Origin of the sequence: Bradyrhizobium sp. (assembly GCF_016219575.1) — a bacterium.
Taxonomy (GTDB): Bacteria; Pseudomonadota; Alphaproteobacteria; order Rhizobiales; family Xanthobacteraceae; genus Bradyrhizobium.
Window position 1 is genome coordinate 35658 of record NZ_JACRMG010000003.1, and the last position, 25990, is coordinate 61647.

At 64.6% G+C, this 25990-nt stretch carries 23 protein-coding genes; 8 read left to right on the plus strand and 15 right to left on the minus strand.

Annotated features, from left to right (window positions below):
- The first annotated feature begins 1 nt into the window (after position 1).
- On the plus strand, positions 2–736 hold the full coding sequence (locus tag HZB49_RS01470; RefSeq protein ID WP_291608685.1) for a peroxiredoxin-like family protein: 735 nt from the start codon (positions 2–4) through the stop codon (positions 734–736).
- Positions 737–743: 7 nt separating this feature from the next.
- Here HZB49_RS01470 and HZB49_RS01475 read toward each other — a convergent pair whose 3' ends face one another.
- The 8 genes from HZB49_RS01475 to HZB49_RS01510 form a co-directional block, all read right to left on the minus strand.
- A complete protein-coding gene (locus HZB49_RS01475) occupies positions 744–3872 on the minus strand; it encodes an autotransporter domain-containing protein (protein WP_291608686.1) in 3129 nt (1042 codons plus the stop codon).
- A gap of 182 nt (positions 3873–4054) precedes the next feature.
- On the minus strand, positions 4055–4972 hold the full coding sequence (locus tag HZB49_RS01480) for a DMT family transporter (protein ID WP_291608758.1): 918 nt from the start codon (positions 4970–4972) through the stop codon (positions 4055–4057).
- Positions 4973–5207: 235 nt separating this feature from the next.
- A complete protein-coding gene (locus HZB49_RS01485) occupies positions 5208–6047 on the minus strand; it encodes an aldo/keto reductase (protein WP_291608687.1) in 840 nt (279 codons plus the stop codon).
- Between the two features lie 135 nt (positions 6048–6182).
- Complete coding sequence (locus tag HZB49_RS01490) at positions 6183–6608, minus strand: globin family protein (RefSeq protein WP_291608689.1); 426 nt, start codon at positions 6606–6608, stop codon at positions 6183–6185.
- A gap of 74 nt (positions 6609–6682) precedes the next feature.
- Positions 6683–7477 (minus strand): ABC transporter ATP-binding protein, encoded by a 795-nt coding sequence (locus tag HZB49_RS01495; RefSeq protein WP_291608690.1) that lies wholly within the window; start codon positions 7475–7477, stop codon positions 6683–6685.
- A 12-nt stretch (positions 7478–7489) separates the two neighbouring features.
- Entirely contained in the window at positions 7490–8389 is a 900-nt protein-coding gene (gene ntrB / locus HZB49_RS01500; RefSeq protein WP_291608691.1) for a nitrate ABC transporter permease, read from the minus strand.
- 58 nt (positions 8390–8447) lie between these two features.
- Positions 8448–9758 (minus strand): CmpA/NrtA family ABC transporter substrate-binding protein, encoded by a 1311-nt coding sequence (locus tag HZB49_RS01505; RefSeq protein ID WP_291608692.1) that lies wholly within the window; start codon positions 9756–9758, stop codon positions 8448–8450.
- Between the two features lie 365 nt (positions 9759–10123).
- On the minus strand, positions 10124–11038 hold the full coding sequence (locus HZB49_RS01510) for a dioxygenase (protein WP_291608693.1): 915 nt from the start codon (positions 11036–11038) through the stop codon (positions 10124–10126).
- 142 nt (positions 11039–11180) lie between these two features.
- On the opposite strand from HZB49_RS01510, the gene HZB49_RS01515 reads away from it, so the two are divergent.
- Together HZB49_RS01515 and HZB49_RS01520 are read left to right on the plus strand one after the other, a co-directional pair.
- On the plus strand, positions 11181–12455 hold the full coding sequence (locus HZB49_RS01515; RefSeq protein ID WP_291608694.1) for a serine hydrolase domain-containing protein: 1275 nt from the start codon (positions 11181–11183) through the stop codon (positions 12453–12455).
- A 113-nt stretch (positions 12456–12568) separates the two neighbouring features.
- The gene (locus tag HZB49_RS01520; protein ID WP_291608695.1) at positions 12569–14077 is read left to right on the plus strand and encodes a sensor histidine kinase; all 1509 of its coding nucleotides are present in this window, start codon (positions 12569–12571) and stop codon (positions 14075–14077) included.
- 2 nt (positions 14078–14079) lie between these two features.
- Here the strand turns inward: HZB49_RS01520 and HZB49_RS01525 are convergent, their stop codons facing one another.
- On the minus strand, positions 14080–14415 hold the full coding sequence (locus HZB49_RS01525; protein WP_291608697.1) for a hypothetical protein: 336 nt from the start codon (positions 14413–14415) through the stop codon (positions 14080–14082).
- Positions 14416–14731: 316 nt separating this feature from the next.
- On the opposite strand from HZB49_RS01525, the gene HZB49_RS01530 reads away from it, so the two are divergent.
- From HZB49_RS01530 to HZB49_RS01550, 5 genes are all read left to right on the plus strand, one after another.
- Positions 14732–15775 (plus strand): LysR family transcriptional regulator, encoded by a 1044-nt coding sequence (locus HZB49_RS01530; RefSeq protein ID WP_291608698.1) that lies wholly within the window; start codon positions 14732–14734, stop codon positions 15773–15775.
- A gap of 6 nt (positions 15776–15781) precedes the next feature.
- Positions 15782–16177, plus strand: a complete 396-nt coding sequence (locus tag HZB49_RS01535; RefSeq protein WP_291608699.1) for a helix-turn-helix transcriptional regulator — start codon at positions 15782–15784, stop codon at positions 16175–16177.
- 565 nt (positions 16178–16742) lie between these two features.
- On the plus strand, positions 16743–18068 hold the full coding sequence (locus HZB49_RS01540) for a L,D-transpeptidase family protein (protein ID WP_291608700.1): 1326 nt from the start codon (positions 16743–16745) through the stop codon (positions 18066–18068).
- A 129-nt stretch (positions 18069–18197) separates the two neighbouring features.
- Positions 18198–19019 carry an enoyl-CoA hydratase gene (locus tag HZB49_RS01545; RefSeq protein WP_291608701.1) on the plus strand — a complete coding sequence of 274 codons (822 nt, stop codon included), beginning with the start codon at positions 18198–18200 and terminating at the stop codon, positions 19017–19019.
- A gap of 159 nt (positions 19020–19178) precedes the next feature.
- Entirely contained in the window at positions 19179–19817 is a 639-nt protein-coding gene (locus HZB49_RS01550) for a hypothetical protein (RefSeq protein ID WP_291608702.1), read from the plus strand.
- A gap of 50 nt (positions 19818–19867) precedes the next feature.
- Here the strand turns inward: HZB49_RS01550 and HZB49_RS01555 are convergent, their stop codons facing one another.
- The 6 genes from HZB49_RS01555 to HZB49_RS01580 all read right to left on the minus strand — a co-directional run bounded on the left by HZB49_RS01555 (position 19868) and on the right by HZB49_RS01580 (position 25987).
- Positions 19868–20947: an isocitrate/isopropylmalate dehydrogenase family protein gene (locus HZB49_RS01555; RefSeq protein ID WP_291608703.1), complete on the minus strand. Its 1080-nt coding sequence runs from the start codon at positions 20945–20947 to the stop codon at positions 19868–19870.
- A gap of 116 nt (positions 20948–21063) precedes the next feature.
- Positions 21064–22128 (minus strand): alcohol dehydrogenase, encoded by a 1065-nt coding sequence (locus HZB49_RS01560; RefSeq protein WP_291608704.1) that lies wholly within the window; start codon positions 22126–22128, stop codon positions 21064–21066.
- A gap of 89 nt (positions 22129–22217) precedes the next feature.
- Entirely contained in the window at positions 22218–23189 is a 972-nt protein-coding gene (locus HZB49_RS01565; RefSeq protein ID WP_291608705.1) for an oligopeptide/dipeptide ABC transporter ATP-binding protein, read from the minus strand.
- Positions 23186–24181, minus strand: coding sequence for an ABC transporter ATP-binding protein (locus tag HZB49_RS01570; protein ID WP_291608706.1), 996 nt, complete (start codon positions 24179–24181; stop codon positions 23186–23188). Before HZB49_RS01570 ends, HZB49_RS01565 begins: the two co-directional genes overlap by 4 nt.
- Complete coding sequence (locus tag HZB49_RS01575) at positions 24178–25050, minus strand: ABC transporter permease (protein ID WP_291608707.1); 873 nt, start codon at positions 25048–25050, stop codon at positions 24178–24180. Before HZB49_RS01575 ends, HZB49_RS01570 begins: the two co-directional genes overlap by 4 nt.
- Positions 25037–25987, minus strand: coding sequence for an ABC transporter permease (locus tag HZB49_RS01580; protein ID WP_291608708.1), 951 nt, complete (start codon positions 25985–25987; stop codon positions 25037–25039). The genes HZB49_RS01575 and HZB49_RS01580 overlap by 14 nt, the downstream gene beginning before the upstream one ends.
- Between the last annotated feature and the right edge of the window lie 3 nt (positions 25988–25990).

The following is a 25990-nucleotide window of genomic DNA, read 5'->3' on the forward strand; positions in this document are numbered from 1 at the left end:
AATGGCCGAAAAGACCATCGCCGAACTGCTGCAGGAGACAACCGAAGACAGCCGCATGATGGACGCGCCGCTCGGCGTGCGGCTGCAGGCGGTTGCGGATGCCGTGCGCCGGCTGCGGCCGGAATTCACCGCCGTCGTGGACCGGATGGTGGAGCGGCTCGAAGCCAACCAGGTCGGCCAGAGCGCGCCGCAGGTCGGCGAGCCGATGCCGGATTTCATCCTGCCCGACCAGGACGGCAGGCTGGTCCGTCTCGGCGAGCTGCTGGAGCGCGGACCGGTGGTGATGTCGTTCAACCGCGGGCACTGGTGCCCCTACTGCAAGCTCAACGCCGACGGGCTGGCCGAGATCGCGCCCGAGATCAAGCGGCTCGGCGGCGAGATCGTCGCGATCTCGCCGGAGACGCACCAATATGGCGCCGCGCTCCGCGACTATGCCGATGCGCCCTTCCCGGTGCTGACCGATCTCGACAACGGCTATGCGCTCTCGATCAACCTCGCGTTCTGGGTCGGTGACGAGAAGCGCGAGGCGATGAAAGAGAGCGGCTTCGATATCGAGACCTATAACGGCAACGACACCTGGACGCTGCCGGTGCCCGCGACCTTCGTGGTCGGCCGCGACGGCCTGGTCAAGGCGCGCTACATCGATCCGGATTACCGGCGACGAATGGAGCTGGATGCGATCGTGACGGCGGTGACGGCGGAAGGCGGCGGCGAACGCCGGCTGCGCTCGGCGTGACCGGTACTCACCAGGCGTAGCGCAGCACGCCCTTGCCGGCATAGGAGCGGTTGACGTCGGAGAACTGCCCCTCGAACGTGCCGGCGGCCGACCAGCCGTTGAGCCATTTCATCTCGGCAGACGCCGTGGTCAGCGCTGAATCGTGCGGCTGCGCCGCGCCGTAGACGATGAAGGACGTGCCCGGCAGCGTCTGGAATACCGGCGTGATGCTGCGGTCGGTGAAGAAGTCATGCGCCCAGGCCAGCCGTCCCCGCAGCGTCAGGATGGCGCTCTGCATCGCATAGGACTTGTCGAGCCGGACGCCGAGCTCGGTACGTCCTGCGGTGACGTCCCTGGCGGCATAGTTCAGCGCGAAATTGCCGGGACCCGCCAGCACCTGCTCGGCATAGGCCGGCAGGAAGTAGCTCGTGAACTGGCCGGCGGCATAGGGCGTCACGCCCATCCACGGCGTGACGTAACGGTAGCCGCCCTCGATGCGGCCGGTGATCGCATTGGCGTTGAACTGCGCGCGCAACTGCTCAAAGCCGGCGGCGGTCACGGTGCGGTCGGTCGTGACATCCTGCCAGGCCCAGGCCGCAGCGGCCGTGACATAGGCCGGACCCGCGTTGTGGCGGATGAAGGCGCCGGCCTGGAACATGTCGGAGCGGCCGGAGCCGGTGGCGAGTACACTGAAATTCGTACCGCCGCCCGCAAAGGCAAAACCCACCAGCGTTTGGCGGGAAATGCGGAAGTCGGCTCCCGCGGCGAAGCCGAAGGCGCGCACGGTCGCGGCATTCGAGCCGACCGCGGCGTTGCCGTCGGTGTTGTTGCCGCCGCCGAAGGCCGCGCCCCACACGCTCCAGCGGTTGTCGAGGAGATCGTTGCGCGCGACGTCCGCCTTGGTCGGGAATTTCGCAAGGGCATCGCGCGCCGCGCCGGACTTCCTGCCGGCATAAGCGAGCGAGGTCTCGTCGGCGAACGGCACAGCACCGGCATTGCCGCCTGCCCCGCCGTTGCGGCCGATGACGAAGGGATCAGTGAGCAGGCCGACGAACAGGTTCATCGCATCGAACGTCGCCTGCTGCGTGCCGGTGGCGAGTTCGCCCGATACCTGCGTCAGGCCGCCGGGCGAGAGCCCGGCGAAGGCGGCAGGGATGGTGCCGTTGATGTTCCAGAAATTCTGCAGCGTGCTGGCGACGTTGCGCTGGTTGATGTTGAGATTGTACTTCGCCGACCAGTCGAGCGCGAAGTTGAGGTAGATATTGTTGGGATCGGAAGTGATCGTGCCGACGAGACCGCCGGGCGCGGCGACGCCGGCGAAATTGCCGCTGTGGCTGCCGACCTGCATGATCGTGTATTGCGGCAGCACGGTGCTGCCCGGCACGAACGCTGCAACGACGGTGCCGTCGAGCAAGGCATTGCCAGCGACATTGGCGAAGCTCGCGGTGACCGAGTTCAGCGCGACGAGATAGAGCGCGCCCGACTGGAACGCGAGATTGCCGTTCACGATCTGCGACGAACCGGCCGTGCCGCTGCCGGGGGCGTAAATGCCGCCGCCGGCGATGAGGGCATTGCCGATCGTGCCGATGCCGGTGAGCGCACCACCGGCATTCACCGTGGTAAGGCTGGACAGATCGTTGACGCCGTCCACCTGCAGCACGCCGCCGTTCACGGTGGTGGTGCCGGTATAGGTGTTGGTGCCGGACAGGATCAGCGTGCCGGAGCCAACCTTTTCCAGCGAACCGGGGCCGGGACCGCAGCCGCAGGAATCGGCGATCACGCCGCTGACCTCCGTCGAGCGATTGTTGCTGCCGACGACCAGCGTGTTGCCGCCGCCAATGAAGTAGTTGCCGGATCCTTCGATCGAACCGGCGCTGATGCGGCCGTCGCCGTTGGGGCCGGTGCTGCCGCTGAAGTCGACGATGCCGGTGTCGTTGGTGATGAAGCGCGCATTGCCGCCGGTGGAATTGTCGAAGAAAGCCGTTACCGCGTTGTTGTTGGTGGTGACGGTGGCGTTACCGGCGGTCGAGTTGTCGAGGAAGGCGAGACCGGCCGGAGGACCGAAGCCCAGGCCGGGGCTGTTGTTGACGATCGTCGCATTGGCGGCCGTGCTGTTGTCGAAGAAGAAGGTCAGGCCGCCATAACGGTTGGTGATGTTGGCATTCTCGGCGGAACTGGAATCGTTGAACGTGGTCACGCCGAAATAGCGGTTGAGGATGGTAGCGTTGCCCGCCTTGCTGTTGTCGTAGAAGTCGGTCTCACCCGAGTAGCGGTTGGTGATGTTGGCATTGGCCGCCGTGCTGGCGGCGTTGAACACGGTCGTGCCGCCGGTCCGGTTGACGATCGTCGCACTGCCGGCGCTCGCTGTGTCGGTGCCAAATGCAACGCCGAAATCGGTTTCGCCGCCGTTGATGTTGTTGATCGTCATCGTGGCGGCGGTATTCGCTCCGAAGAACGTCGTGATGCCGAAATCGTTGGTCAGCGTGGTGATGCCGGCGGTATTCGCATTGACGATGTTGAACCCGCCGCCATTGTCGACGACGCCGACGATGCTGCCGGTGTGGGTCGCATCGCCCAGTTGCAGCGTTGCGCAGTTGCAGATCGTGGTGCCGCCGGCATAGGTGTTGGTGCCGTTCAGCACCAGCGGGCCGGAACCGAGAATGCCGGCGCCCTGCACATTGATGCCCCCCGCGCCGACAATGTTGGAATTGATGATCGCCGAGGGCGCCACGCCACCGGTGTTGGAAACGTCGGCCACGCTGAATGTCGTGCCGCCGGAAGCAACCGTCAGATTGCCGCCATGGATCGTGTAGATCGAGTTGTCGCCGGTGAGACCGAACACCACGGCCCCGGTGAGCGTGACGCCGCCCGGCGCAACCGTCACCGTGCCGCCGGTCGTCGGCGTCGAGGTCGCCGACGCACCGAAAATCGTCGTCGTCAGCGGCGACGGATCGTAAGCGGTCGACGTGGTGCCGGGGTCATTGGTCCAGTTGGTGGTCGTGTCGTTCCAGACGCCGCCGCCGCCATTGATGGCGCCGTTCGGCGTGGTTTGGGCGCCGTTGAAATATTGCTGGGCCCGGGCGGAATCCACCTGGGCCCCGGCCGCAACGGCGGCCATCACGACGGCCAACAATGCCGCGCGCCCCAAGCCTGACACCACCCCAGCCCCTGAAATCAGAACTCGCCGCCGGTTGCCGGCAGCATTCCCTTGGCTGGAACTTTGGCAAATCAGGGCAAGGGAGTCACGACAGCGACGTCCGGCGGGACACGATTTTCGCCATTCCTGCAGTCATTTAGCCGACTTTTTGGCCGGCTGTGACCAAAAGGATACGAAAAGGCTCACGCGTTCGGCGAGGTCTCGCCGACCGCCTGCAGAAGTTGCGAACGCCGCACGCGCTCGCGGTGGGCGGTATAAAGGCCGCTTGCCACGATGAAGCCGGCGCCGACCACCGTCCATTTGTCGGGGATCTCGCCAAAGACGAGGAAACCGAGGAGGCTGACCCAGATCAGCTGGGTGTAGGAGAACGGCGCGAGCACGGAAGCATCCGCATAGCGGAAGGCCAGCACGACGATCCACTGCCCCGCGGTGGAGGCTACGCCGATGAAGACGCCGAACGCGATCGCCTGCCAGGTCGGCGCAACCCAGACGAACGGCACCAGCACCGAGAGGATGAGGAGACCGGCAATCGACGAATAGGTCATGGTGGTGATGGCGCGCTCGGTGCCGCTCAACATGCGCGTCATGATCAGCGTGCACGCCCAGCACAGCGCGGAAACCAGCGGGAAGATGGCGGCGACATGAAACGCCGACGTGCCCGGCCGCAGGATGATGAGGACGCCGAACAGGCCAACGCCGGTCGCGATCCAGCGGCGCAAGCCCACCACCTCGTTGAGGAAGACGATCGACAGCGCCGTGACGAACATCGGCGCGACGAAGCCGGTGGCGGAGGCCTCCGCGATCGGCAGGAAGCCCAGACCGGTGATGAAGAACAGCGACGAGCCGAGCACGGCGGCGCCGCGCATGAACTGCAGCCTCCGCCGGTTCGTCTGCAGCGCGTAGAGCGGGGAACCCGGAATCATCGCCGGCGACATGATCAGCGCGAACACCAGAAACCTGATCCACGTGATCTCGATCGAAGGCAGCGACGAGGAAAGATATTTTGCGGTGACGTCCGACAGGCCGAGGAAGACGGTCGAGGCGAGGATCAGCGCGATGCCCTTGAACGGCCGGTCGGTATGGGCCGACGCCTTCGGCATGGCAGGCTTGCGTTCCGGCAACGGTGCGTGTGCGCTGTCGAGCCTTGCGGCTGCGGCGGGAGGCGGATTCACGGCGGGCTCAAGAGGTGGAATTCGAATCTAACGGCCATAGAAAACGCCAATCGGCGCTCATCCACAAGGCACGATAGCGGGATGCCGATATGCACTGCGCGGGACGGCCCGCCGCGGTAACATTTTCTTAAGAGTCTGATCGCGCGCTTGATCGCAAACATGCTCACAGCATCGGCAGGCCGCGCGGCTTCGGCCCGCGCGGAAAGGCCTGGTCGATGGTGAAGATCTCGCTCGCAGTGAGGACGAGATTGCCGGCGCCGGCGTTCTCCGCGGCGTGCTCCGGGGAGGAGGCCTTCGGAATCGGAAACACGGACGGCGCACGCGCGAGGAAACTGAGCGTGACCTGACGCGGCGTGGCCTTGTGATTGTCAGCGATCGATTGCAGCACTTCGCCGCCCCTGCTGCGCGGCGAGGGAAACTCATCATGGCCGAACGGCGAATAGGCGACGACGGCAACGCCATGCTTCTCGCACCAGGGAATCACCGCGTGCTCGATGGCGCGCTCCTGCAGGTGGTAGAGCACCTGGTTGCAGGCGATCTTGCCCCGGCCGGATACCGCGAGCAGCTCGTTGAGATCGTCGGTATCGAAATTGCTGACGCCCCAGGAGCGGATCTTTCCTGCGGCGATCAATTCCTCGAACGCGTCAACCGTATCTTCCAGCGGAAAGGAACCGCGCCAGTGCAGGAGGTAGCAATCGAGATAGTCGGTCTTCAGCCGCTGCAGCGAACGCTCGCAGGCGGTGATGGCGCCGCGGCGCGAGGCATTGCTCGGCAGCACCTTCGAGACGAGGAACAGGCTGTCGCGCTTTCCCGCGATGGCGTCGGCAATGACGAGTTCTGCATCGCCGTACATCTCGGCGGTGTCGATATGGGTCATGCCGGCATCGATGCCGCGCTGAAGCGCCGCAATCGCGCGGCTGCGGTCGGCACGGTCGAGATACCAGGTGCCCTGCCCGATCAGGGAAACCTGCGGGCCGCCCTTGCCGAATGGTTGTTGTCGCACGCGATTGCCTCGTCGAAAGAACTCGTCTTGGCGAGTCTAGACGAAGGTGGCGCTAAAGTCCCTGCCTGTCATCCCCCGCAGAAGCAGGTGATCCGGCATTCCGGCAAAGCCTGAAATCGGCTCGCTCGATCCGCCCTACTCGGCGGCCTGCGCCTTGCCGTAGGCCTCCGCGATCATGAAGGCGGATAGTGTGCCATAGGCCGCCTTCCAAGCGGAGGCGACCTCCGGCGTCCAGGCCTCGCCCAACCCTTTCTCCAGCGTCCACAGCAGTGCGCCGCCGACCACCGGATAGTGCTCGGGCCTGGCGCCATAGCTGACATGACGCGTGGCGAGCGCGCTTGCCGCCGGCAGGATGGATTCGAGATTGGAGAGACCGTTGACGACGACGGCGAGTGTCGCCATCAGCTTCCTGCGCTGCTCGGCCATGTCGGCGGGAAACATCGCCTTCACCGATGGCGCGACTTCGAACATGCGATCGTAGAAGATCACCGCGGCCTGTTCCGCAATCGGTACGACGTTGGAAAAACTTTCCTGGACGAGCTTGACTTGTTCGGGTGTCATCCGTGCCTCCTTGCACGTTGCCTCCCTCGCCGCGCCGTTGCGGCGAGGTGAAGATGAGCCGAGGGCAACGCGCCCTAAGCAGCCTCGACGAAGCGATGCCGCTCGTAGAGGAATTCAAGCACACGCTGCCGGCACTTGAGGTAGGCGGCGCTGGTCGCAAGCTCGAGCCGTTTGCGCGGGCGCGCCAACGGCACTTCCAGAACCTCGCCGATCCGCGCGCTCGGGCCGTTGGTCATCATCACGATGCGGTCCGACAGCAGCACGGCCTCGTCGACGTCGTGCGTGATCATCAGGATGGTGTTGCCGAGCTTCTGGTGCAGCGCCATCACCGAATCCTGCAAATGCGCGCGGGTCAGCGCGTCGAGCGCGCCGAAGGGCTCGTCGAGCAGCAGCACCTTCGGTTCCATCGCGAGCGCACGCGCGATGCCGACGCGCTGCTTCATGCCGCCGGAAATCTCCGACGGACGCTTGTCTTTCGCATGAGCCATCTGCACGAGGTTGAGGTTGTGCATCACCCAGGCGTCGCGCTCGGCGCGGGTCTTGGTGGAGGCAAACACCTTGTCGACGCCGAGCTTGACGTTCTCGTAGACCGTGAGCCACGGCAGCAGGCTGTGGTTCTGGAACACCACCGCGCGGTCGGGACCGGGCGAATTGACCTCACGGTTCTCCAGCAGCACGCCGCCCTGCGTCGCATTGGTGAGGCCTGCGACGATGTTGAGCAACGTGGACTTGCCGCAGCCGGAGTGGCCGATGATCGAGACATACTGTCCCTTCTCGATCGTCAGATTGATGTCCTTCAGCACCTCGGTGGTGGCGCTGCCGCGGGTGAAAGTCTTGTCGATGTGATCGAGCTTGAGATAGGACTGCATTGACATTTCCCCTCAGTTTGCTGCGGTGCCGCGGGTCACGAACTTGCCGACGATCGCGATCATGCGATCGAGCAGGAAGCCGATGATGCCGACATAGAACAGCGCCAGGACAATCTCGCTGATGTGCGAGGAATTCCATGCGTCCCAGATGAAGAAGCCGATGCCGACGCCGCCGATCAGCATTTCCGCGGCGACGATGGCGAGCCACGACAGGCCGATACCGATGCGCAGGCCCGTGAAGATGTAGGGCGCAGCCGCCGGGATCATGATCTTGCCGAAGAACTCCAGCGGATTGAGCTGCACGACGGCGGCGACGTTGCGGTAATCCTGCGGGATGTTGCGGATGCCGACGGCGGTGTTGATGATGATCGGCCAGATCGAGGTGATGAAGATCACGAAAATCGCCGAGGGCTGGCCGTCGCGGAACGCCGCGAGCGACAGCGGCAGCCAGGCGAGCGGCGGAATCGTGCGCAGCACCTGGAACAGCGGATCGAGCCCGCGCATCGCCCAGACCGACTGGCCGACCAGCGTGCCGAGCGCGACACCGGCGATGGCGGCGAGCGAATAGCCGAGCGCAACACGCTGCAGCGAGGCCGACAGGTGCCAGAACAGGCCCTTGTCGATGCCGCCACGGTCGAAGAACGGATCGAAGATCAGCTCCTTGGTCTCCTTGAACACCCGCGAAGGCGGCGGCAACGCCGAGCCGGCGCGGCGGCAGGCGAGCTCCCAGAACAGCAGCAGCAGCGCGAGCACGACCAGCGGCGGGATCACCCGTACCGCGGTCTCCTTCGCCATCTTGATGTACTTTTCCGCGACCGGTGCCCGCTTGGGCGTCATCGTCACGATTTCCGCCGGAGCAGAGGCAGCCGGAGCGGCCACAGCGGCTTCAGATTTCATGGCAGGCATCGACATCTGGAAAGTGTCTCCGTGATTGGGTGGACGGGCCGCGCTCGCGCGCGGCCCGCAGCGATCAAACCTCGACGCGCTTGATGGAAAGGGACTTCAGGTACGCGGCCGGATTCTCGGGATCGAACACCTTGCCGTCGAAGAAGGTCTCCTTGCCGCGCGACTTCGACACCGGGATATCGGAGGCGGCGACGCCGAGGGCCTTGGCGGCGTCGCGCCAGATATCCTCGCGGTTGACCTTGGCGATCAGCGCCTTCGAATCGAACCCGGGCTCGAATTTGCCCCAGCGGATGTCCTCGGTCATGAACCAGAGATCGTGGCTCTGGAACGGATAGGAGGCGAAGTCGCGCCAGTACTTCATGATGTGCGGCGAGTTCTCGACCACCTTGCCGGTGCCGTAGTCGAACTTGCCCTTGGCGCGATCGACGATGTCCTCGACCGGGCAGTTGATCCACTGCCGCTTGCCCATGATGGTGGCGAGTTCTTCCTTGTTCTCGGCCTTGTCGGCCCACTGCTGCGCCTCCTGGACCGCCATGGTGATCGCCTGCGCAGCCTTGGGATTCTTGTCGACCCAGGCGGAGCGCATCGCGAAGGATTTTTCGGGATGCTTGTTCCAGAGCTCGCCGGTGTTGATCGCGGTGTAGCCGATCTTCTGGTGCACGAGCTGGCCGGGCCACGGCTCGCCGACACAGAAGCAGTCCATGGTGCCGACCTTCATGTTGGCGACCATCTGCGGCGGCGGCACGGTGATGGTTTCGATATCCTTGTCGGGATCGATGCCGCCGGCGGCGAGCCAGTAGCGGATCCACAGATCGTGGGTGCCGCCCGGAAACGTCATCGCCGCCTTGATGGGCTTGCCGGAAGCCTTTTTCTTTTCCAGCGCTTCCTTGAACGGCCTGGCGTCGAGGCCGACCTTGAGATCGGCGTATTCGTTGGCGACCGAAATGCACTGGGCGTCGAGATTGAGCCGCGCCAGGATGTACATCGGAGTCGGCTGGTTGTTCTGCGTCACCTTGCCGGCCGAGATCAGGTACGGCATGGGGGTGAGGATATGCGCGCCGTCGATGCCGTTGCCTTCCGAGCCGAGCACGAGGTTGTCGCGGGTGGTGCCCCACGAGGCCTGCTTTTGCACGTCGACGTCCGGCATGCCGTGCTTGGCGAACAGACCCTTGTCCTTGGCAACGAACAAGGCGCCGGCATCGCTGAGCGCGATGAAGCCGAGCTTCGCACCCTTGACTTCGGGCCCTGCACCTTGCGCGAATGCGCCAGCGGGAAAATTGAGTTTGGCGGCGGCTAGAAGCGCGGCGGTGCCGCTTGCGGCCTTCAGAAGCTGACGGCGGCTGAGGCCGGAGGTCTTGCTGGTGCGCTTGGTCATCGGTCGTATCGTCCTTTGCGTCGTTGCGTTGAGTGCTGGCATCTGTGCGTCGAGTGCCGTCCGATGAACGCTGCGCGGGGCGCATGAAGGCACGCTCTGGGGAAGCCCCAGATTGGCGGCGTCACAGTTCGGATGAGTGGTCTCGAGGGACGGCTTCAATGGCGTCAGCACCCACTATTCAAGCGGTGTGCCAACCCTGCCGCAGCGCAATAAGCCTATGAGTTACAAGGCGTTACAAAAACAACCGGTAAACGCGCGTTAACTTTTGCGCGCATCGAAAATTTGCGATTCGCTCAATTCTTGTGGGCGGTTCGCCCAATCTTTGTGCGGCGCACAAGGATTGGGCAAGTGCCGCGATTTTGTTCTCACGCGTCTTCCGTCGCCTTTGCTGCAAGCGGTTTCGGCGCGTTTCCAGCGCCCGGCTTCATCCTGAATTCGTAGGTCATCAGGTGCCATGGCGAGGACGCCGGCTTGCCGTCGGGCATCGCGGGATCGCTGCGCTTCTCGATATTGGCGATCAACTCGTCCTTCACGCCGAACACCACGTCGCAATCGATATTGGGATCGCCGCCGATGAAGACGTGCGTCACCAGCGGCTCGTAACCGGGCGCGGCGACGAGGAAGTGCACATGTGCCGGCCGCATCGCCGGACGTTTGGTCGCCAGGATCATTTCGCCGACGGGCCCGTCCACCGGAATCGGATAGCTGCAGGGCAAGATGGAGCGGAAGAAGAAGCGCCCGTCGGCATCGGTGATGAAGCGCGCCCGCGACGAGGGGCCCTGCGTCGCATAGGTCGGCTTTTGCGAGTCATAGAAGCCGTCGTCGTCGGCATGCCAGACATCGACCGGCACGCCCGGCAAGGGCTTGCCGTTGAGATCGGTGACCCGGCTCTGCACGAACATGCGCTCGCCCTGCAACGTGGCGGAGATATCCGTGCCGTGCGGCGTCACCTTGTGCTCGCCGACATAGAAGGGACCGAGCACGGTGGTCTCGGTGGCCCCTTCGCGTTCGCGATGATTCACGGCATCGACCAGCATGGAAACGCCGAGCACGTCGGAAAGCAGGATGAACTCCTGGCGGATCGGGGTGCACTTCTGCCCGGTGCGGGTCAGGAAATCGATCGCGAACTCCCACTCCTCGAAGGTCAGGTCGGTCTTGCGAACGTAATCGTGCAGCGACTTCACCAGCTCCTGCAGCAGGAACTTGGCTCGCGGGTTCGGCGTCTCGTTGAAGCTGTCGATGACAGCGGCGGTCAGTTCGGTTTCGCTGAATTGGGTCATGTGGGGCTTGTCCTGCGGGATGACGCGACGAGGAAGGCCAGCCTACACCCGCGTACCGGCCTTGCGTAGGCATAAGCGGTTGGATCGAGCCCCACTTTTCGGCTATCAAACCCGCCTGCCGCCCCGTTCCGGAGACAATTCAATGCTCGCCCCGACCCCCGCCTCGCCCGAATCCGCCGGGATGTCTTCCACCGCGCTCGCCCGCGTCGACCGTCACCTGAAGGAGCGCTATATCGACGCCGGCCGCTACCCGGGGGCGCAGCTGCTGGTCTACCGCCGCGGCAAGATCGTCCACTCCACCGCGCAAGGCCATGCCGACGTCGAGCGCAAGGCGCCGGTCAAGGACGATACCATCTTCCGCATCTATTCCATGACCAAGCCGATCACGTCGGTAGCCTTCATGATGCTGGTGGAGGAAGGCCGCGTCGCGATCGACGAACCCGTGCACAAATACATTCCGGAATGGAAGAACCTCGGCGTGTTCGTCGCCGGCAGCAATCCGGCCTATCTGACCAGGCCGCCGGCGCGGCCGATGCAGATCGTCGACCTCCTGCGCCACACCTCGGGCCTGACCTACGGCTTCCAGCAGCGATCCAATGTCGATGCCGGCTACCGTGAAAGGAAGATCGGCGAGGTCGTCACTTCGGGCACGCTTGACTCGATGATCTCCGATCTCGCGCAAATGCCGCTGGAGTTCTCGCCGGGCGAGGCCTGGAACTATTCGCTGTCGACCGACGTGATCGGCTACCTCGTCGGCAAGATCTCAGGCGTGCCGTTCGAGCAATTCCTGAAAGAACGCATCTTCAAGCCGCTCGGCATGAACGACACCGACTTTCACGTCCCCGCCGACAAGGCGCACCGCTTCGCCGCGTGCTACTCGGCCGATCCGCCCGGCGAGCTCAAGTTCCACGCCGCCGAGCGCAAGGCGATGCTCACCTTGCAGGACGACCCGACGAAGAGCGCGTATCTCAAGCCACCGACCTTCTTTTCCGGCGGCGGCGGATTGTGCTCGACGGCGGCCGACTATCTCACCTTCTGTCGCGCGCTGCTCAACCGCGGCGAGCTCGGCGGCGTCCGCCTGCTCGGACCGAAAACGCTGGCGCTGATGACGACCAACCACCTGCCCGGCGGGCTCGATCTGCCCGCGCTGTCGCGCTCGATGTTCTCCGAGGCGACCAACAACGGGGTCGGTTTCGGTCTCGGCTTTGCCGTCACCATGGATCCGGCGCAGACACTGATCGCAGGCAGCCCCGGCGAATATTTCTGGGGTGGTGCGGCCGCAACCGCCTTCTGGATCGATCCCGCCGAAGAGCTCATCACGATCTTCATGACCCAGGTCATGCCGTCGACCGCCTACCCGATCCGGCGCGAGCTGCGCACCATGATCAACGCGGCGATCACGGACAGCAATCTCTGAGTAACAGGCGGGTTCCGCGCTGCGCCGCGGAATCCGCCTGCGACTATTTTCCTTGGCGAATTTTCGGCCCTTCTCCTATTGTCCCGGGCGGTTTCGTGTCTCCCGGGTCACTCGTGCCAAAGCTTTCCCTGCCAGTGCGCCTCGCCCTTCTGGTGGCGGGAACCACGCTGCCGCTGATCGTGTTCGCGGGCGGCATCGTCTTCTACAACTACGAGCAGGATCGCAGGGACGCGACCCAGCGCGTGCTCGAGACCGTGCGTTCGATCCGTCTCGTGCTCGACGCCGAGATGCAGCGGATGACCGGCGGATTGCAGGTACTCGCGCTGACCTCCTCGCTGCGTGCCGGCGATTACGACACCTTCCGCCCGATTGCGCTCGGCTTTCTCGAGCAATATGGCCGGGACGGCGTGGTGCTGGTGGCCGACCGCCAGGGCCGGCAGGTGTTCTCCTCCGTCACGGCAGATACGGCGAGCCTGCCGCCGCGCAACAACCGCGACATCGTCGAGAAGGTGTTTGCGAGCAAGCAGCCCGCCTTCTCCAATCTTTTTGTCGACGCGGTCAGGAAGCAGCGCATTGTCACGGTGGAGGTGCCGGTCATCAGGAACGGCGAAGTGGCCCACGTCATCTCATTCAACCCACCGATCGAGATATTCCAGAACATCATCGAAAAGCAGCGCCCTGGTAACGACTGGACGATTTCGATCTTCGACGGCGAAGGCACCAATTTTGCGCGGATGCCCAACCCGCAGGAGACCGTCGGCAAGCGCGCTTCGCCGACGCTTTTTGCGGAAATGTTCCGCAAGCCCGAAGCGACCGTGTCCACGGTCTCGCTCGAAGGCGTGCCGTTGATCACGAGCTACACGCGATCTTCGCTGACCGGCTGGACCGTCGCGGCGGGCATTGCCGAAAGTTCGCTGGTTGGACCGCTATGGCGCAACCTCGCGATAACAAGCGCGATCGGCGGCATCCTGCTGCTGATCGGGCTTGCCTTCGCGGTGCGGATGGCGACGACGATCGCGCGCGGCGAGATGCTGCAGGATCTCCTGGTCGAGGAGCTCAATCACCGCGTCAAGAACACGCTCGCCATCCTGCAATCGATCGCGGCGCAGACATTTCGCAGCGCCAGCCGGCCGGAGCGGGAAAAATTCGAGGGCCGTCTGCGCGCGCTGGCGGAGGCGCACAATCTGCTGAGCACCGAGAAATGGCAGGGCTCGGATCTGCAGGACGTGATCGGCCGCGTGCTGCAGCCCTATTTGCTCAACAATCCGGAGCGGGTGCGGATGTTCGGCCCGAAGGTACCGCTGGCGCCACGGCTTGCCGTGGTGCTGTCGATGATCCTGCACGAGATCGCCACCAACGCCGCCAAATACGGCGCGCTGTCGAACGAGAGCGGCACGGTGTCGCTGGACTGGGAGGTCGTCGAAGAGAACGCCAGGAAGATGCTGCGCCTGATCTGGACCGAGGCCGGCGGGCCTCCGGTCAGCGCGCCGGTGCAGCGCGGCTTCGGCTCGCGGCTGATCGAGCGCAGCGCGCGCGACCAGCTCGGCGGCGAGGCAACCGTCGATTTCCTGCCGCGCGGTGTAGTCTACACGGTGACGGTTGGGTTGAATGGTGAGAACTAGCTTTACTTCACCAGCTCGAGGACCGGCCGGCCACGGCGGCGCCGCCTCCGGGCCGCCTTGGGGTCCCGCGCCGCCTGCGCCTGTTGTTCCGCGGCCTGCACATCGCACAGCAGCTTCAACTCGGTATGGGTCACACCTCTGAGCTTCATGCGGAGCTGCAGGATCGCCACCGACAGCAAATCCGCCGTCTCATGCTCGGCGTCGTTGGCGAGAGACGCCTGGCATTGTTCGAGCGTGGCCAGCGTCGCTCGCAACCGCGCCTGCAAATTCGCCGCCAGCATTTCGACCGGCGTCGAGCTTGCGAGGTGGATCCGGGGCGTTCCATCCGACTGTTTCATGCCGATTTCCGATAGCCGCCAAATTCCCGGGCCGCAGGAGGCTTGCGCCAGAACGCGACGGCAGCACGCGCCTCGTTGCGCTGGGGGTTGTGTTGAATTGCTGCTGCGCGTGCATTGCCGCCGTCGCGCGGCGCGGCACGCTCAATCGGCCCTATCGGAATACCCTCAAGGGCCTTCCGCCTTTCAAAAACCCCGTAAGAATCCGGGTTTCGCGGCTGGGCGGTAATTTTGGGCGTGAATAATCGGGGCGCGAGACCCGCCCTGGTTGTACTTCTTGGCATCTTCTGCCAAGATTATCCGAGGTAAAGGGGCCTGTATGTCGCTCACACTGGAAAGGGGTGTTCCACAGGAAGAACGCCGGAAGGTCTCCCTTGCCGGTCTTTCCGATTGGGACGCAGCCCGCATCTTCCTGGAAGTCGTGCGCTGCGGCAGCTTCCGTTCAGCCGCCGAGCGGCTCGACCTGTCGATCAACGTCGTGCGCCGGCGGATCGACGATTTCGAGCGGCAGGTCGGTGCCACGCTGTTCACCCGGGACGTCCACGGCACGCACCTCACCGATGAGGGGGCGATGGTGGTCTCCGCGGTGGAGCGCATGGAGGCGGCCGCCTTCGACCTGATGCGGGCCTCCGGCTCGGTCACCAGCACCCTGTCCGGCGAGGTCCGCGTCGCCGTCACCGAGGGGCTCGGCACCTTCTGGGTGGCGCCGCGCCTGGTGGAATTCCAGCGCTCCTATCCCAACATCCTGGTCGATCTGCACTGCGCGATGCGTTCGGCGGACGTCTCCCGTCACGAGGCCGACGTCGCCATCCACCTCTCGCAACCGGCTTCGCTCGACGCCAAGCTGGTACGGCTCGGCCGCATGCACCTGATGTTCTTCGCCAGTGAAGCCTACATCGCCGCCCACGGCGCGCCGAAATCGTTCGCGGACCTGACCAGGCACCGCATGGTGCTGCAGAGCGCGGACCAGACTGCGACCAAGGAATTGTTCGAGAGTTTTTTCCCGGGGTTTTCCCAGCGCGACCTGCTGGCGATGCGCACCAATGTCTCCAGTGCGAATTACTGGGCCGTCGCCAACGGCGCGGGCGTCGGCGTGTTTCCGACTTATGCCTACGCCATCGGGGGCATCGTGCCGCTCGAGATCGAGTTTCGCAGGCCTTTCGACATCTGGCTCTCCTACCATCCCGGCAGCGGGCGCATCCCCAGGGTGCGGCGCATGATCGACTGGCTGGTGGAGGCTTTCAATCCCGCCAAATTCCCCTGGTTCAGGGACGAGTTCGTCCATCCCGGTGAATTCAAGGCGGTGTATATGGGCGAGTCCCTGACCCATCTTTTCGGGGGCTTCTCGACCGAAGGACGGTAGGAGCGAATGAACAAATCGACAGCAAAGAGAATGAAACAGCGAAGCGCGGGTAAGCCCGACATCGAACTTGGCAAGCGCATCCGGTTGCGGCGAGTCGAACAAAAGATCTCGCAGGCGGAGCTCGGCGAAAAGCTCGGCGTCAGCTTCCAGCAGGTCCAGAAGTACGAGAAGGGCGTCAACCGTGTCGGCGCGGCGCGTCTGCAGCAGATCGCCAATGCGCTCGATGTGCCCGTGACGTTCTTCTACGACGGCGACAACAAGGCCCGTGAAGTCGAGAGCCTCCTGTTCCTCGACAGCGCGTTCAGCCTGCGGTTGCTGCGGGCCTACAGCAAGATCAAGGACCAGACCGTGCAGCGGCAGCTGGTGTCCCTGATGGAATCGATCGCGGCCAACGAAGACTAGGCGTTTCGCTAGCCTGGTTTGCAGCACCGCGGACCCGATTCTCGCCAAGGCGATACTATCGGCGGGTAGCCTGTTGCTGCGCCAGGCCATGTGTTGGTCCGGTCCGGACCACACGCGTATGTCGCCATCCGGCCTGGTGGAGGCCGGACGGGCGGCGCTCGTAATCTCGAGAGGCACCCGCTGTCGCGTGTAGCGGCGTCAAGGCGGGACGAGATCTGCGACTGTATCGACGCGCGACAGCGCAGTCAGACCCGCAGTTTCCAGACCCATCCTGCAACAAGACCAGCGACCATCCTCGCACCACAGGTGCAACGCGCGGCAGCCGGCGTCGTCGAAGGCTTGTAACTGTCCATGGCATGCGACAGCAGCCTTCCCCCGATGCATTTCTATTGTCCGGTTGCGAACCACCCCGGCCGTCCAGGAGACATAGCAAAGGGACGCAAGTCCGGCTTGCCATGGGAAATTTGCGGCAGCGCAACAGCGCGTCGCGAGCTTAATCGGAACGCAACCCTTGCCCGCTAACGATCCCGGTCACCTTGCCCTTCGTATTTCCCGGACCTGCATCATGCAAAAGATGACGATCCTTGCCGTTGCCTCGATGCTCGCAGCGGCGCCGGCTCTTGCCGACAATCCGCCCGCTGCGGTCGGTACAGCGCCGCATCCGGCGCGGCCCGCAGGCCTCACCCCGCATCCGGCGCCGGCAAAGCAGGCCGTCCCTACATCCACGCCGGAATCGCGCTCGGCGGCGGCGCTCGCGCTGACCCGTGAGCCGACCTACGACGAGGGCACGGCGCAGCGGATCAGGGAGGCCGCGTTCAGCTATTCCGACATCGCGGTACGCGGCGGCTGGCCGGCCATTCCAGCCGAGGCCAAATTCGTCCCTGGCGTAGCGGGACAGCATGACGACCTGCTGCGCAAGCGGCTGTTGATGAGTGGCGACCTCGACGGCAACAAGGCTACCGGTGCGCATGACGAGACCGTGGTCGAGGCGCTGAAGCGCTTCCAGTCACGGCACGGTCTGGCGCCGACGGGAGCCATGACGCCGCGGACGCTGGCCGCGCTGAACGTCTCCGTGCACAAGCGCATCCGGCAGCTCGAAGCCTCGCTCGAGCGTCTCGGCCAGACGAAATTCTCCTTCGGCTCGCGTTATGTCGTGGTCAATTTGCCCGCGACCTATGCGGAGGCGATCGAGAACGACGTCGTCGTCCGCCGCTATCGCGTCGTCGTCGGCAAGACCGAGAAGCCCTCGCCGACATTGACCGCCGAAATCACCAGCGTCGTCCTCAACCCGACCTGGACGGTGCCCGCCTCGATCGCGAAGGCGGAGATATCCGCACATATGCGCAAGGATCCCGGTTACCTCTCCCGCATGCACATGGAAGTGCTCGATTCCCACGACCGGCCGCTTGATCCGCGCTCGGTGGACTGGTCCGGCACGCGCACGCCGAACTTCACGGTGCGCCAGCAATCCGGCACGTTCAACGCGCTCGGCGCGGTGAAGATCGACATGCCGAACCCCTACTCGGTCTACATGCACGACACCCAGCAGCGCCAGCTCTTCAACAACGACTATCGCTTCGACTCGCATGGCTGCTCGCGCGTCGACAATGTGCGCGACCTCGCGGCCTGGCTGCTCAAGGACCAGCCGCACTGGACCCGCGCGGCAATCGATGCGGAAATCGCCACCGGCAAGCGTCACGAGATTCCCGTGAGCAGGAAGGTGCCGGTGGCCTGGATCTACCTGACCGCCTGGATGACCAGGGACCAGACCGTGCATTTCCGCAACGACGTCTACGCCCAGGATGAGCACCTGCTGGAGGCGACCGCCGAGGAAGCCGCCTTCCTCAACAAGGCTGTCGATCACCCGCTGGGCGCCCATCTCGTGCAGTAACGCAAGGCGTCGCGCCGCCGGGACGGCGGCACGGCAAAGAAACATCCCTGCGGCTGCTATGCCCGGGCTATCATGCAGGCGCGGGCGGCCGGATTGCGCCCGCCATTCCCGATTCAAGGCAGTTCCGCGATGCTCGACACTCCCAAGGCCACCGAGAAATCCCACGCCGACGGCAAGATCCTGCAGAGCGTCGATGACGGCGTCGGCATCATCACCTTCAACAATCCCCAGAAGCGCAACGCCATGTCGCTGGAGATGTGGGAAGGGCTGGGCCAGGCGCTGACCGAACTGCGCGACAATCCGGATGTGCGCGTGGTGGTGCTGGTCGGCGCCGGCGACAAGGCCTTCGTTTCGGGCGCCGATATCAGCCAGTTCGAGAAGACCCGGCACAATGCCGAGGCGTCAGCGGAATATGCAAAGCGCAGCGAGGCGCAGCGGGCGCTGCTGGGCAATTATCCCAAGCCGACGATCGCCTGCATCCGCGGCTTCTGTCTCGGCGGCGGCATGCAGGTCGCCATGCTCACCGACATCCGCTTCGCCGCCGAGAACAGCCAGTTCGGCATTCCCGCCGCCAGGCTCGGCATCGCCTATGGCTATGACGGCCTGCGCCACCTGGTGTCGCTGGTCGGGCCGTCCTGGGCGCGACTGATCATGTATACGGGGATGCGGCTCGACTCCGCCGAGGCGCTGCGCATCGGCCTCGTCGACCGCGTGCTGCCGGATGACGAACTCTGGGGCGCGACCATGGACGTTGCGCAAACCATCTCCGGCAATGCGCCGCTGGCGATTCAGGCGGCCAAGATCACCATCCGCGAGGTGCTGAAGGACGAAAGCAAGCGCGACATGGAGGCGATCAAGGCGATCGGCAATGCCTGCATGGACTCGGAGGATTTCAGGGAAGGCCGCACCGCCTTTATGGAAAAGCGCAAGCCGCGGTTCAAGGGCCGGTAGTTTCGAACGCCGCGCGTTTCGCAAATTGCGAAATATATTTCGCGCCGCAGGAAGCACGGCGAACATCAGTCGAGCTCGATCCGTGACAACTCCGTGCTGTCACATCGCATTCATTGAATCCGACTACGCGTGCGATGCAATCAGGCATCGGGGATTCGAATGAACCATTTTGATATGCTGCATACCCAGCGCTGGGATGACTATCGCTACTATCATCAGAGCCGCATCAACCAGACACTGCACTTGATCAGTGCCGTGATCTTCCTCGGCTGTTATGCGTTGCTCTTCAAGGATCCCGCCCTGGCCGGTCTCGTCGGGTGGCTTGCGATGTTGACGCGCCAGACCGGTCATTTCTTCTTCGAGCCCAACGGATACGATGCCGTCAACAATGCCAGCAACGAGCACAAGGAAGAGATCAAGGTCGGCTACAACCAGAAACGCAAGATCGTCTTGCTGATCGTCTGGGGAATGGCGCCGCTGATACTGTTCCTGTTCCCGACGCTGTTCGGTGTCTTCTCTCCATCCACGACCAGATATGATTTCGTGCGCCACGTCGGGTATCTCTGGCTGGTGGTCGGCATCGGCGGCGGCCTTTTCCGCATGGTGCAGCTCTTCATGACTCGGGACGCGCAAACCGGCCTCGTGTGGGCATACAAGGTTCTCACGGATCCGATTCACAACATCGCGCTGTACTACAAGTCGCCAATTGCCCTGATGCGCGGAGAATTGATCGATACCTCGATCAGCGCGGCCGTTCGTGACGGCGAGGAACACCAAGAGGCGCCACATCTCACCTAGGCGGGACTCCTGGGAAATCGCCCAGCGCCGACCATGTCCTTTTCGCGCAACTACAGCGCCGCCAGCACCGCCTTCGTCACGTCGGCGGTGCCGTTGCTGCCGCCCAGTTCCGTCGGCTTGATGCCGCCGGCATAGGCCTTGTCCACCGCGCGCTCGATGCGCTTGCCGGCTTCCGCTGCGCTTTCCACGCCGTGCTTGTCGGCGAGCCAGTCCAGCATCATCGCGGTCGACAGGATCATCGCGGTCGGATTGGCCTTGCCCTGCCCCATGATGTCGGGCGCGGTGCCGTGGCAGGGCTGGAACATCGCGTGACGATCGCCGATGTCGGCCGACGGCGCCATGCCGAGGCCGCCGACCAGGCTTGCGGTGAGATCGGAGAGGATGTCGCCGAACATGTTCTCGGTCACCAGCACGTCGAAATCCCAGGGGCGCTTCACCAGCAGCGCCGAACAGGCATCGACATAGAGATGGTCGGCCTTCACCTGGGGATGATGTGCTGCGGACTCGTCAAAGATCCTGCGGAAGAAGGCAAAGGCGCGGAACACGTTCGCCTTGTCGACGCAGGTAAGCTGACCGGGGCGGCCGCGGGCCTTGCGGCGTTCGGCAAGGCGGAAAGAGAATTCGAACAGGCGCTGCGACGTGTTGCGGGTGATCACCATCGTCTCGCGCGCCTCGCTGTCGGTGACGACGCCCTTGCCCATCGAGGCGAACAGGCCTTCGGTGGATTCCCGGATCAGGACGAGATCGATGCCGCGCGCGTCCGCGCCGACGATCGGGCTCGGCACGCCCGGAATGAGCCGCGCCGGGCGCACGCCGGCATAAAGATCGAAATGGAAGCGCAGCTCGATCTGCGGCGCGATCTCGGTATTGTCGGGGTAGCGCACCGACGGCAGGCCGCAGGCCCCGAGCAGGATCGCATCCGCCTCCTCGCACAGGCGGATGGTGGAATCCGGCATCGACTTTCCGGTTTCGCGATAGTGACCGGCGCCGGCCGGCGCCTCGGTGAAGCGGAACGCGAGGTCCGTCGTCGCCTCGATCCTGCGCAAAATCTCCAGCGCGGGCGCCATCACCTCGGGGCCGATGCCGTCGCCGCCGAGCACGGCGATGTGGAAGGCGTTGTTGGCGGACATGGATTACCTCGACGACTCTCGGGGAAGATCGTCATTGCGAGGAGCGAAGCGACGAAGCAATCCACGCCTCCAATGCAGCTCGATGGATTGCTTCGCTCCGCTCGCAATGACGGTGACTACGGCGTCAACACCGCGCGGCCGACCAGCTTGCCCTTCTGCAGGTCGAGCAGCGCGTCGTTGGCTTTCGCGAGCGGCAGCTTCGTCACCGGGATCGGCGGAATCTTTTTGCTGCGCACGAGGTCGAGCAGTTCCTGCGTCTCGCGGAGATTGCCGACATAGCTGCCCTGGATCGTGACTGCCTTGATCGGGATCAGCGGCAGTGGGAACGTGGCGCCGCCGCCGAACAGGCCGACGATGACGAGCTTGCCGCCCTTGGCGAGGCAGTCGAAGCCGAGCTGCGTGGTCTGGGCGCTGCCGACGAGATCGATCACCGCGCGGATCGGCCCGCCCGCCTTCTTCTGCAACTGCTCCAGCGCGTCCGGCGCCTTGCCGTCGACGGTGGCGAGCGCGCCGGCCGCTTCCGCGGCCTCCCGCTTGCGCGCATCGATATCGACGACGATGGCGCCCTTGCCGCCCATCGCCTTCAACAGCGACAGCAGCATCAACCCGAGGCCTCCGGCGCCGAACACGACGATCGGCGCGCCCAGGTCGACCTTCTTCAGCGCGCTGTAGGTGGTAACGCCGGAACAGGCATAGGGCGCGGCGGTGACGGGATCGAGCCCTTTCAGATTGATCAGATACTTCGGGTTCGGCACCGTCATGTGGTCGGCGTAGCCGCCGTCGCAATAGACGCCGAGCGAGTTCGGCTTGACCGCGCACATGTTCTCGTCGCCACCCACGCAGGTCGGGCACTTGCCGCAGCCGAGCCAGGGATAGACCAGCGCGATGTCGCCGACCTTGAGGTCGCCCTTGTCGGCGGCCGTGACATCGGGCCCGAACGCGACGATCTCGCCGACGGTTTCATGGCCCATGGTCCGTGGCAGCGACACGCCGCGATCCTTCAGCGACAGCGGTTTGCGGCCATGGCCGAGATCGTAGCCGCCTTCCCAGATGTGAAGGTCGCTGTGGCAGACGCCGGCGGCTTTCACCTTGATCAGCACCTGCGTGCCCGTCGGCTGAGGCGTCGGCGCATCGACCTCTTTCAGCGGGGCGTTGAAATCGGCAACCTGAAAACTCTTCATCGCGTCTCTCCCGAAAGCTGGCTTCTTGTTGGGCGCGACCTTGCCACGTCTGTCCCATCAGGACAAACGCGCTCGCGCTTGGCTGGTATTCAGATCAGCGGATGATGGCAGGCGGCGTACTGCCCGGGCGCAACGGCGCGCAGTTCCGGCACTTCGGTGGAGCATTTCGCGTCGGCCCGCGGACAGCGGGTACGGAAGCGGCACCCCGAGGGCGGCGCAATCGGCGACGGCGGCTCGCCCACGGCGACGGCCTCGGCCGGACGCATGTCGGGATCGGGCACCGGAATGGCTTCGATCAGGAGCGCGGTATAGGGATGCGCCGGTCTTGCGAACAGCTGCTCGGAAGGGCCCACTTCGCACAATCGGCCGAGATACATCACCGCAACACGGTCGCTCACCGCCTTCACGACGGCGAGGTCGTGGGCGATGAACAGCAGCGTCAGCCCGTAGCGCGCCTTCATTTCCTCGAGCAGATTGAGAATCTGCGCGCGGATGGAAACGTCGAGCGCGGAGACCGGCTCGTCGCAGATGATGAAATCGGGATTGAGCACCAGCGCGCGCGCGATGCAGATGCGCTGGCATTGCCCGCCGGAGAATTCGTGCGGCAGGCGGCCCATCACCAGCCCCGGATCGAGGCCGACGGCTGACAGCACGTCGCTCACCATCTGCTTGCGCTTTTCCGGATCCTTGACGCCGGAAATGACCAGCGGCTCGGCGACGATGTCGCCGATCCGCCGCCGCGGATTGAGCGAGGCGATCGGGTCCTGAAAGATGAGTTGCACGCGCTGACGCATCTTGCGCAGGGCATCGCCGCGCATCGCGGTCAGGTCGTTGCCGTCGAACAGCACCTTGCCGGATTGCGCGTGGCGCAATTGCAGCACGGCGCGGCCGAGCGTGGACTTGCCGCAGCCGGACTCACCGACGAGGCCCAGCGTCTCGCCGCGCGCAATATCGAGGCTGACACTGGAGACGGCGTGAACGGTCTTGCCGCCCACGTTGTATTCGACGACGAGGTTTTCGACCTTGAGCAGGGGATCGGCGGGCGAAGATTGCAGCATCATGCGGGCACGGCGACTGGCATTTCGATCGGGTGGAAGCAGGCATATTGGTGCGCCGGCGTCTCTGCTTCGGTGAGTTCCGGCTTCTCCCCGTGGCAGCGCGCCACCGCATAGCGGCAGCGCGGCGAGAAGGAGCAGCCCTTGATCGGGCGCGTGGGATCCGGCGGCCGGCCGGAGATCGCCGGCAACACCGTGTGCGGCGCGGCGTCGAGTTTCGGGATCGCCGCCAGCAGCGCCTCGGTGTAGGGCATGCGCATTTTCTTGAACAACGCCGGTGTCGGCGCGCGCTCGACGACGCGGCCGGCATACATCACGGCGACCTCGTCGGTGCGGCCGGCGACGACACCGAGATCGTGAGTGATCAGGATCATCGCCATGTGGCGGCGGCGCTGCTCGCGCGCCAGCAGGTCGAGGATTTGCGCCTGGATGGTGACGTCGAGCGCGGTGGTCGGCTCGTCCGCGATCAACAGCTTCGGTTCGCAGGAGAGCGCGATCGCGATCGCCACACGCTGGCGCATGCCGCCGGAGAGTTGATGCGGGTATTGCGTCAAGCGTTGATCGGGCGCGGGAATCCCGACCGCAGCAAGCAGCTCGACGCTGCGCTTCCTTGCTGCGGCAAGATCAAGCTCGAGATGCTCCTGCAGGGTCTCGATCAACTGGGTGCCGATGGTCAGCACCGGATTGAGCGACGTCATGGGGTCCTGGAACACGACGGCAAGCGAACGGCCGCGCAGCTTGCGCAGGGATTCCCGATCGAGACTGACGAGATCCTGGCCGTCGAACATCACGCGGCCCTGGAGTTTGGCCTTTTTCGGCAACAGCTGCAGGATCGCGCGCGACAGCATGGTCTTGCCGCAGCCGGATTCACCGACCACGCCGAGCGTCTGCCCCGCACCTACCGTGAGATTAACCCGATCCACCGCGCGCAAATTGCCGCGCGGGGTCGGCAGGTCGACCAAGACTTCCTCGACCGAAAGCAGCGCTCTGTCTGTCACAGCGCGCCCTGCCGCGGGTCGGTCAGCGCACGCAGGGTGTCGCCGACGAGATTGAAGGAAAGCACGGTGAGGAACATCGCAATCGCCGGCATGAAGGCGAGCCGCGGCGCGATGTCGAGGCTCTCGCGTCCCTCGCCGATCATGCTGCCCCAGCTCGAGATCGGCGGCGGCACGCCGAGGCCGAGGAACGACAGCGAGCCTTCCACGACGATGGTGACGGCAACGCCGAGCAGGAAGAAGGCAAACAGCGGCAGAATCACGTTCGGCAGCAGCTCGCGCAACAGGATGCGCGCATGCGAAGCACCGAGCGCCTCGGCGGCAATGACGAATTCGCGCCGCGACAGCGTCAGCGTGGTAGCGCGGGCCACCCGCATGAAGGCGGGAATGCCGAGCACGCCGAGGATGAGCGTGAGATTGAGGATCGATTGCCCGACAAAGGCAATAACGGCCAGCACGAGAATGAGCGGCGGAAAGGCCAAGAGCACGTCCATGGCGCCGACGACAAAGGTTCCGGCCCGGCCGCGGAAATAACCCGAGAGCAGGCCGAGCGCGCCACCGACAGTCAGGCCGATCATCGGCGCACATAGACCGACGAGCAACGATATGCGCGCGCCGTAGATCAGGCGCGAGAGTTCGTCGCGGCCCAGTCCGTCGGTGCCGAGCCAGTGCGCTGCCGAGAACGGGGCGCGCCGCTCCAGCATGTCCATGGCGGCCGGGTCCGCAATCGGCAGCACGGTCGCGAAAATCGCCACGGCAAAGACGAAGATCATCCAGACGATCGCGGCCCAGAACAGCATGCCGAGCCGCCTGCCCTTGCGCGCCGGCTGGGAGACAGCCTCCTCGGCAAGATCGAGTTCAAGCGTGGCCATGGCGGATCCTGGGATCGAGGACTGCGTAGAGGAGGTCGACGATGAAGTTCACGATGACGAAACCCGCGGCAACCAGCAGCACCACGCCCTGCAGGATGATGAGGTCGCGGGTGAGGATCGCGCCGACCAGCAGCCGGCCAATGCCGGGAAGCGCAAAAATCGTCTCGACAATCAGCGCGCCGCCGATCAGCCGCCCGATATTGATGCCGGTGATCGTCACCAGCGTCAGGGACGAGGGCTTCAGCGCATGCACGAAAAGGATGCGTGCGGGCGTCAGCCCCTTGGCCTTGGCAAGAGAGATAAAGTCTTCCTGCAATGTTGCGATCATGTCGCTTCGCAGGATGCGCATGATGCCCGGCCATTCCGCCAGCGCGAGCGTCATCGCGGGCAACACCATGAAACGAAGGTTGCCGAGCGGATCTTCGGCGAACGGCACGTAACCGGTCGCCGGCAGCCAGCGCAGCTCAACCGCAAACAGATAGATCAGCAGGATCGCCGACAGGAAGGTCGGTACCGACAGCATGGCGAAGGCGGTACCGGTCATGAAGCGGTCGAACGGGCCGCCGCTGCGCGCGGCGCAGACGATCGCCAGCGGCACGCCGATCGACAGCGCGCCGAGTTGGGCCAGCAGCATCAGCTCGATCGATACCGGCAGCCGCTCGGCGAGCGCCTGCAGCACGGTCTGGCCCGTGCGGAAGGAGCGGCCGAAGTCGCCCTGCATGATATGGCCGAGCCAGGTGAAATACCGCTGCCAGAGCGGCTGGTCCAACCCCATGTCGCGCCGCAGCGCCGCGAGATTCTCCGGCGTTGCCTGGTCGGCAAGGATCGTCATGGCAAGATCGCCGGGCAGCAGCGACGAGATCGAGAACGTCAGCAGCGAGACGGCGATCAGCACCGGCACCAGATAGAGGAGCCGCTGCGCGAGGAAGAACGCCATGCG

What these genes read in the sequence shown, in the direction of transcription:
- HZB49_RS01530 (WP_291608698.1), top strand. Translation starts at nt 14,732, where the DNA reads ATGTCGCTCACACTGGAAAGGGGTGTTCCACAGGAAGAACGCCGGAAG.
- HZB49_RS01575 (WP_291608707.1), bottom strand. Translation starts at nt 25,050, where the DNA reads ATGGCCACGCTTGAACTCGATCTTGCCGAGGAGGCTGTCTCCCAGCCG.
- HZB49_RS01565 (WP_291608705.1), bottom strand. Translation starts at nt 23,189, where the DNA reads ATGATGCTGCAATCTTCGCCCGCCGATCCCCTGCTCAAGGTCGAAAAC.
- HZB49_RS01515 (WP_291608694.1), top strand. Translation starts at nt 11,181, where the DNA reads ATGCTCGCCCCGACCCCCGCCTCGCCCGAATCCGCCGGGATGTCTTCC.
- HZB49_RS01580 (WP_291608708.1), bottom strand. Translation starts at nt 25,987, where the DNA reads ATGGCGTTCTTCCTCGCGCAGCGGCTCCTCTATCTGGTGCCGGTGCTG.
- HZB49_RS01560 (WP_291608704.1), bottom strand. Translation starts at nt 22,128, where the DNA reads ATGAAGAGTTTTCAGGTTGCCGATTTCAACGCCCCGCTGAAAGAGGTC.
- ntrB (WP_291608691.1), bottom strand. Translation starts at nt 8,389, where the DNA reads ATGTCGATGCCTGCCATGAAATCTGAAGCCGCTGTGGCCGCTCCGGCT.
- HZB49_RS01470 (WP_291608685.1), top strand. Translation starts at nt 2, where the DNA reads ATGGCCGAAAAGACCATCGCCGAACTGCTGCAGGAGACAACCGAAGAC.
- HZB49_RS01495 (WP_291608690.1), bottom strand. Translation starts at nt 7,477, where the DNA reads ATGCAGTCCTATCTCAAGCTCGATCACATCGACAAGACTTTCACCCGC.
- HZB49_RS01555 (WP_291608703.1), bottom strand. Translation starts at nt 20,947, where the DNA reads ATGTCCGCCAACAACGCCTTCCACATCGCCGTGCTCGGCGGCGACGGC.
- HZB49_RS01550 (WP_291608702.1), top strand. Translation starts at nt 19,179, where the DNA reads ATGAACCATTTTGATATGCTGCATACCCAGCGCTGGGATGACTATCGC.
- HZB49_RS01480 (WP_291608758.1), bottom strand. Translation starts at nt 4,972, where the DNA reads ATGCCGAAGGCGTCGGCCCATACCGACCGGCCGTTCAAGGGCATCGCG.
- HZB49_RS01490 (WP_291608689.1), bottom strand. Translation starts at nt 6,608, where the DNA reads ATGACACCCGAACAAGTCAAGCTCGTCCAGGAAAGTTTTTCCAACGTC.
- HZB49_RS01525 (WP_291608697.1), bottom strand. Translation starts at nt 14,415, where the DNA reads ATGAAACAGTCGGATGGAACGCCCCGGATCCACCTCGCAAGCTCGACG.
- HZB49_RS01505 (WP_291608692.1), bottom strand. Translation starts at nt 9,758, where the DNA reads ATGACCAAGCGCACCAGCAAGACCTCCGGCCTCAGCCGCCGTCAGCTT.
- HZB49_RS01540 (WP_291608700.1), top strand. Translation starts at nt 16,743, where the DNA reads ATGCAAAAGATGACGATCCTTGCCGTTGCCTCGATGCTCGCAGCGGCG.
- HZB49_RS01510 (WP_291608693.1), bottom strand. Translation starts at nt 11,038, where the DNA reads ATGACCCAATTCAGCGAAACCGAACTGACCGCCGCTGTCATCGACAGC.
- HZB49_RS01545 (WP_291608701.1), top strand. Translation starts at nt 18,198, where the DNA reads ATGCTCGACACTCCCAAGGCCACCGAGAAATCCCACGCCGACGGCAAG.
- HZB49_RS01535 (WP_291608699.1), top strand. Translation starts at nt 15,782, where the DNA reads ATGAACAAATCGACAGCAAAGAGAATGAAACAGCGAAGCGCGGGTAAG.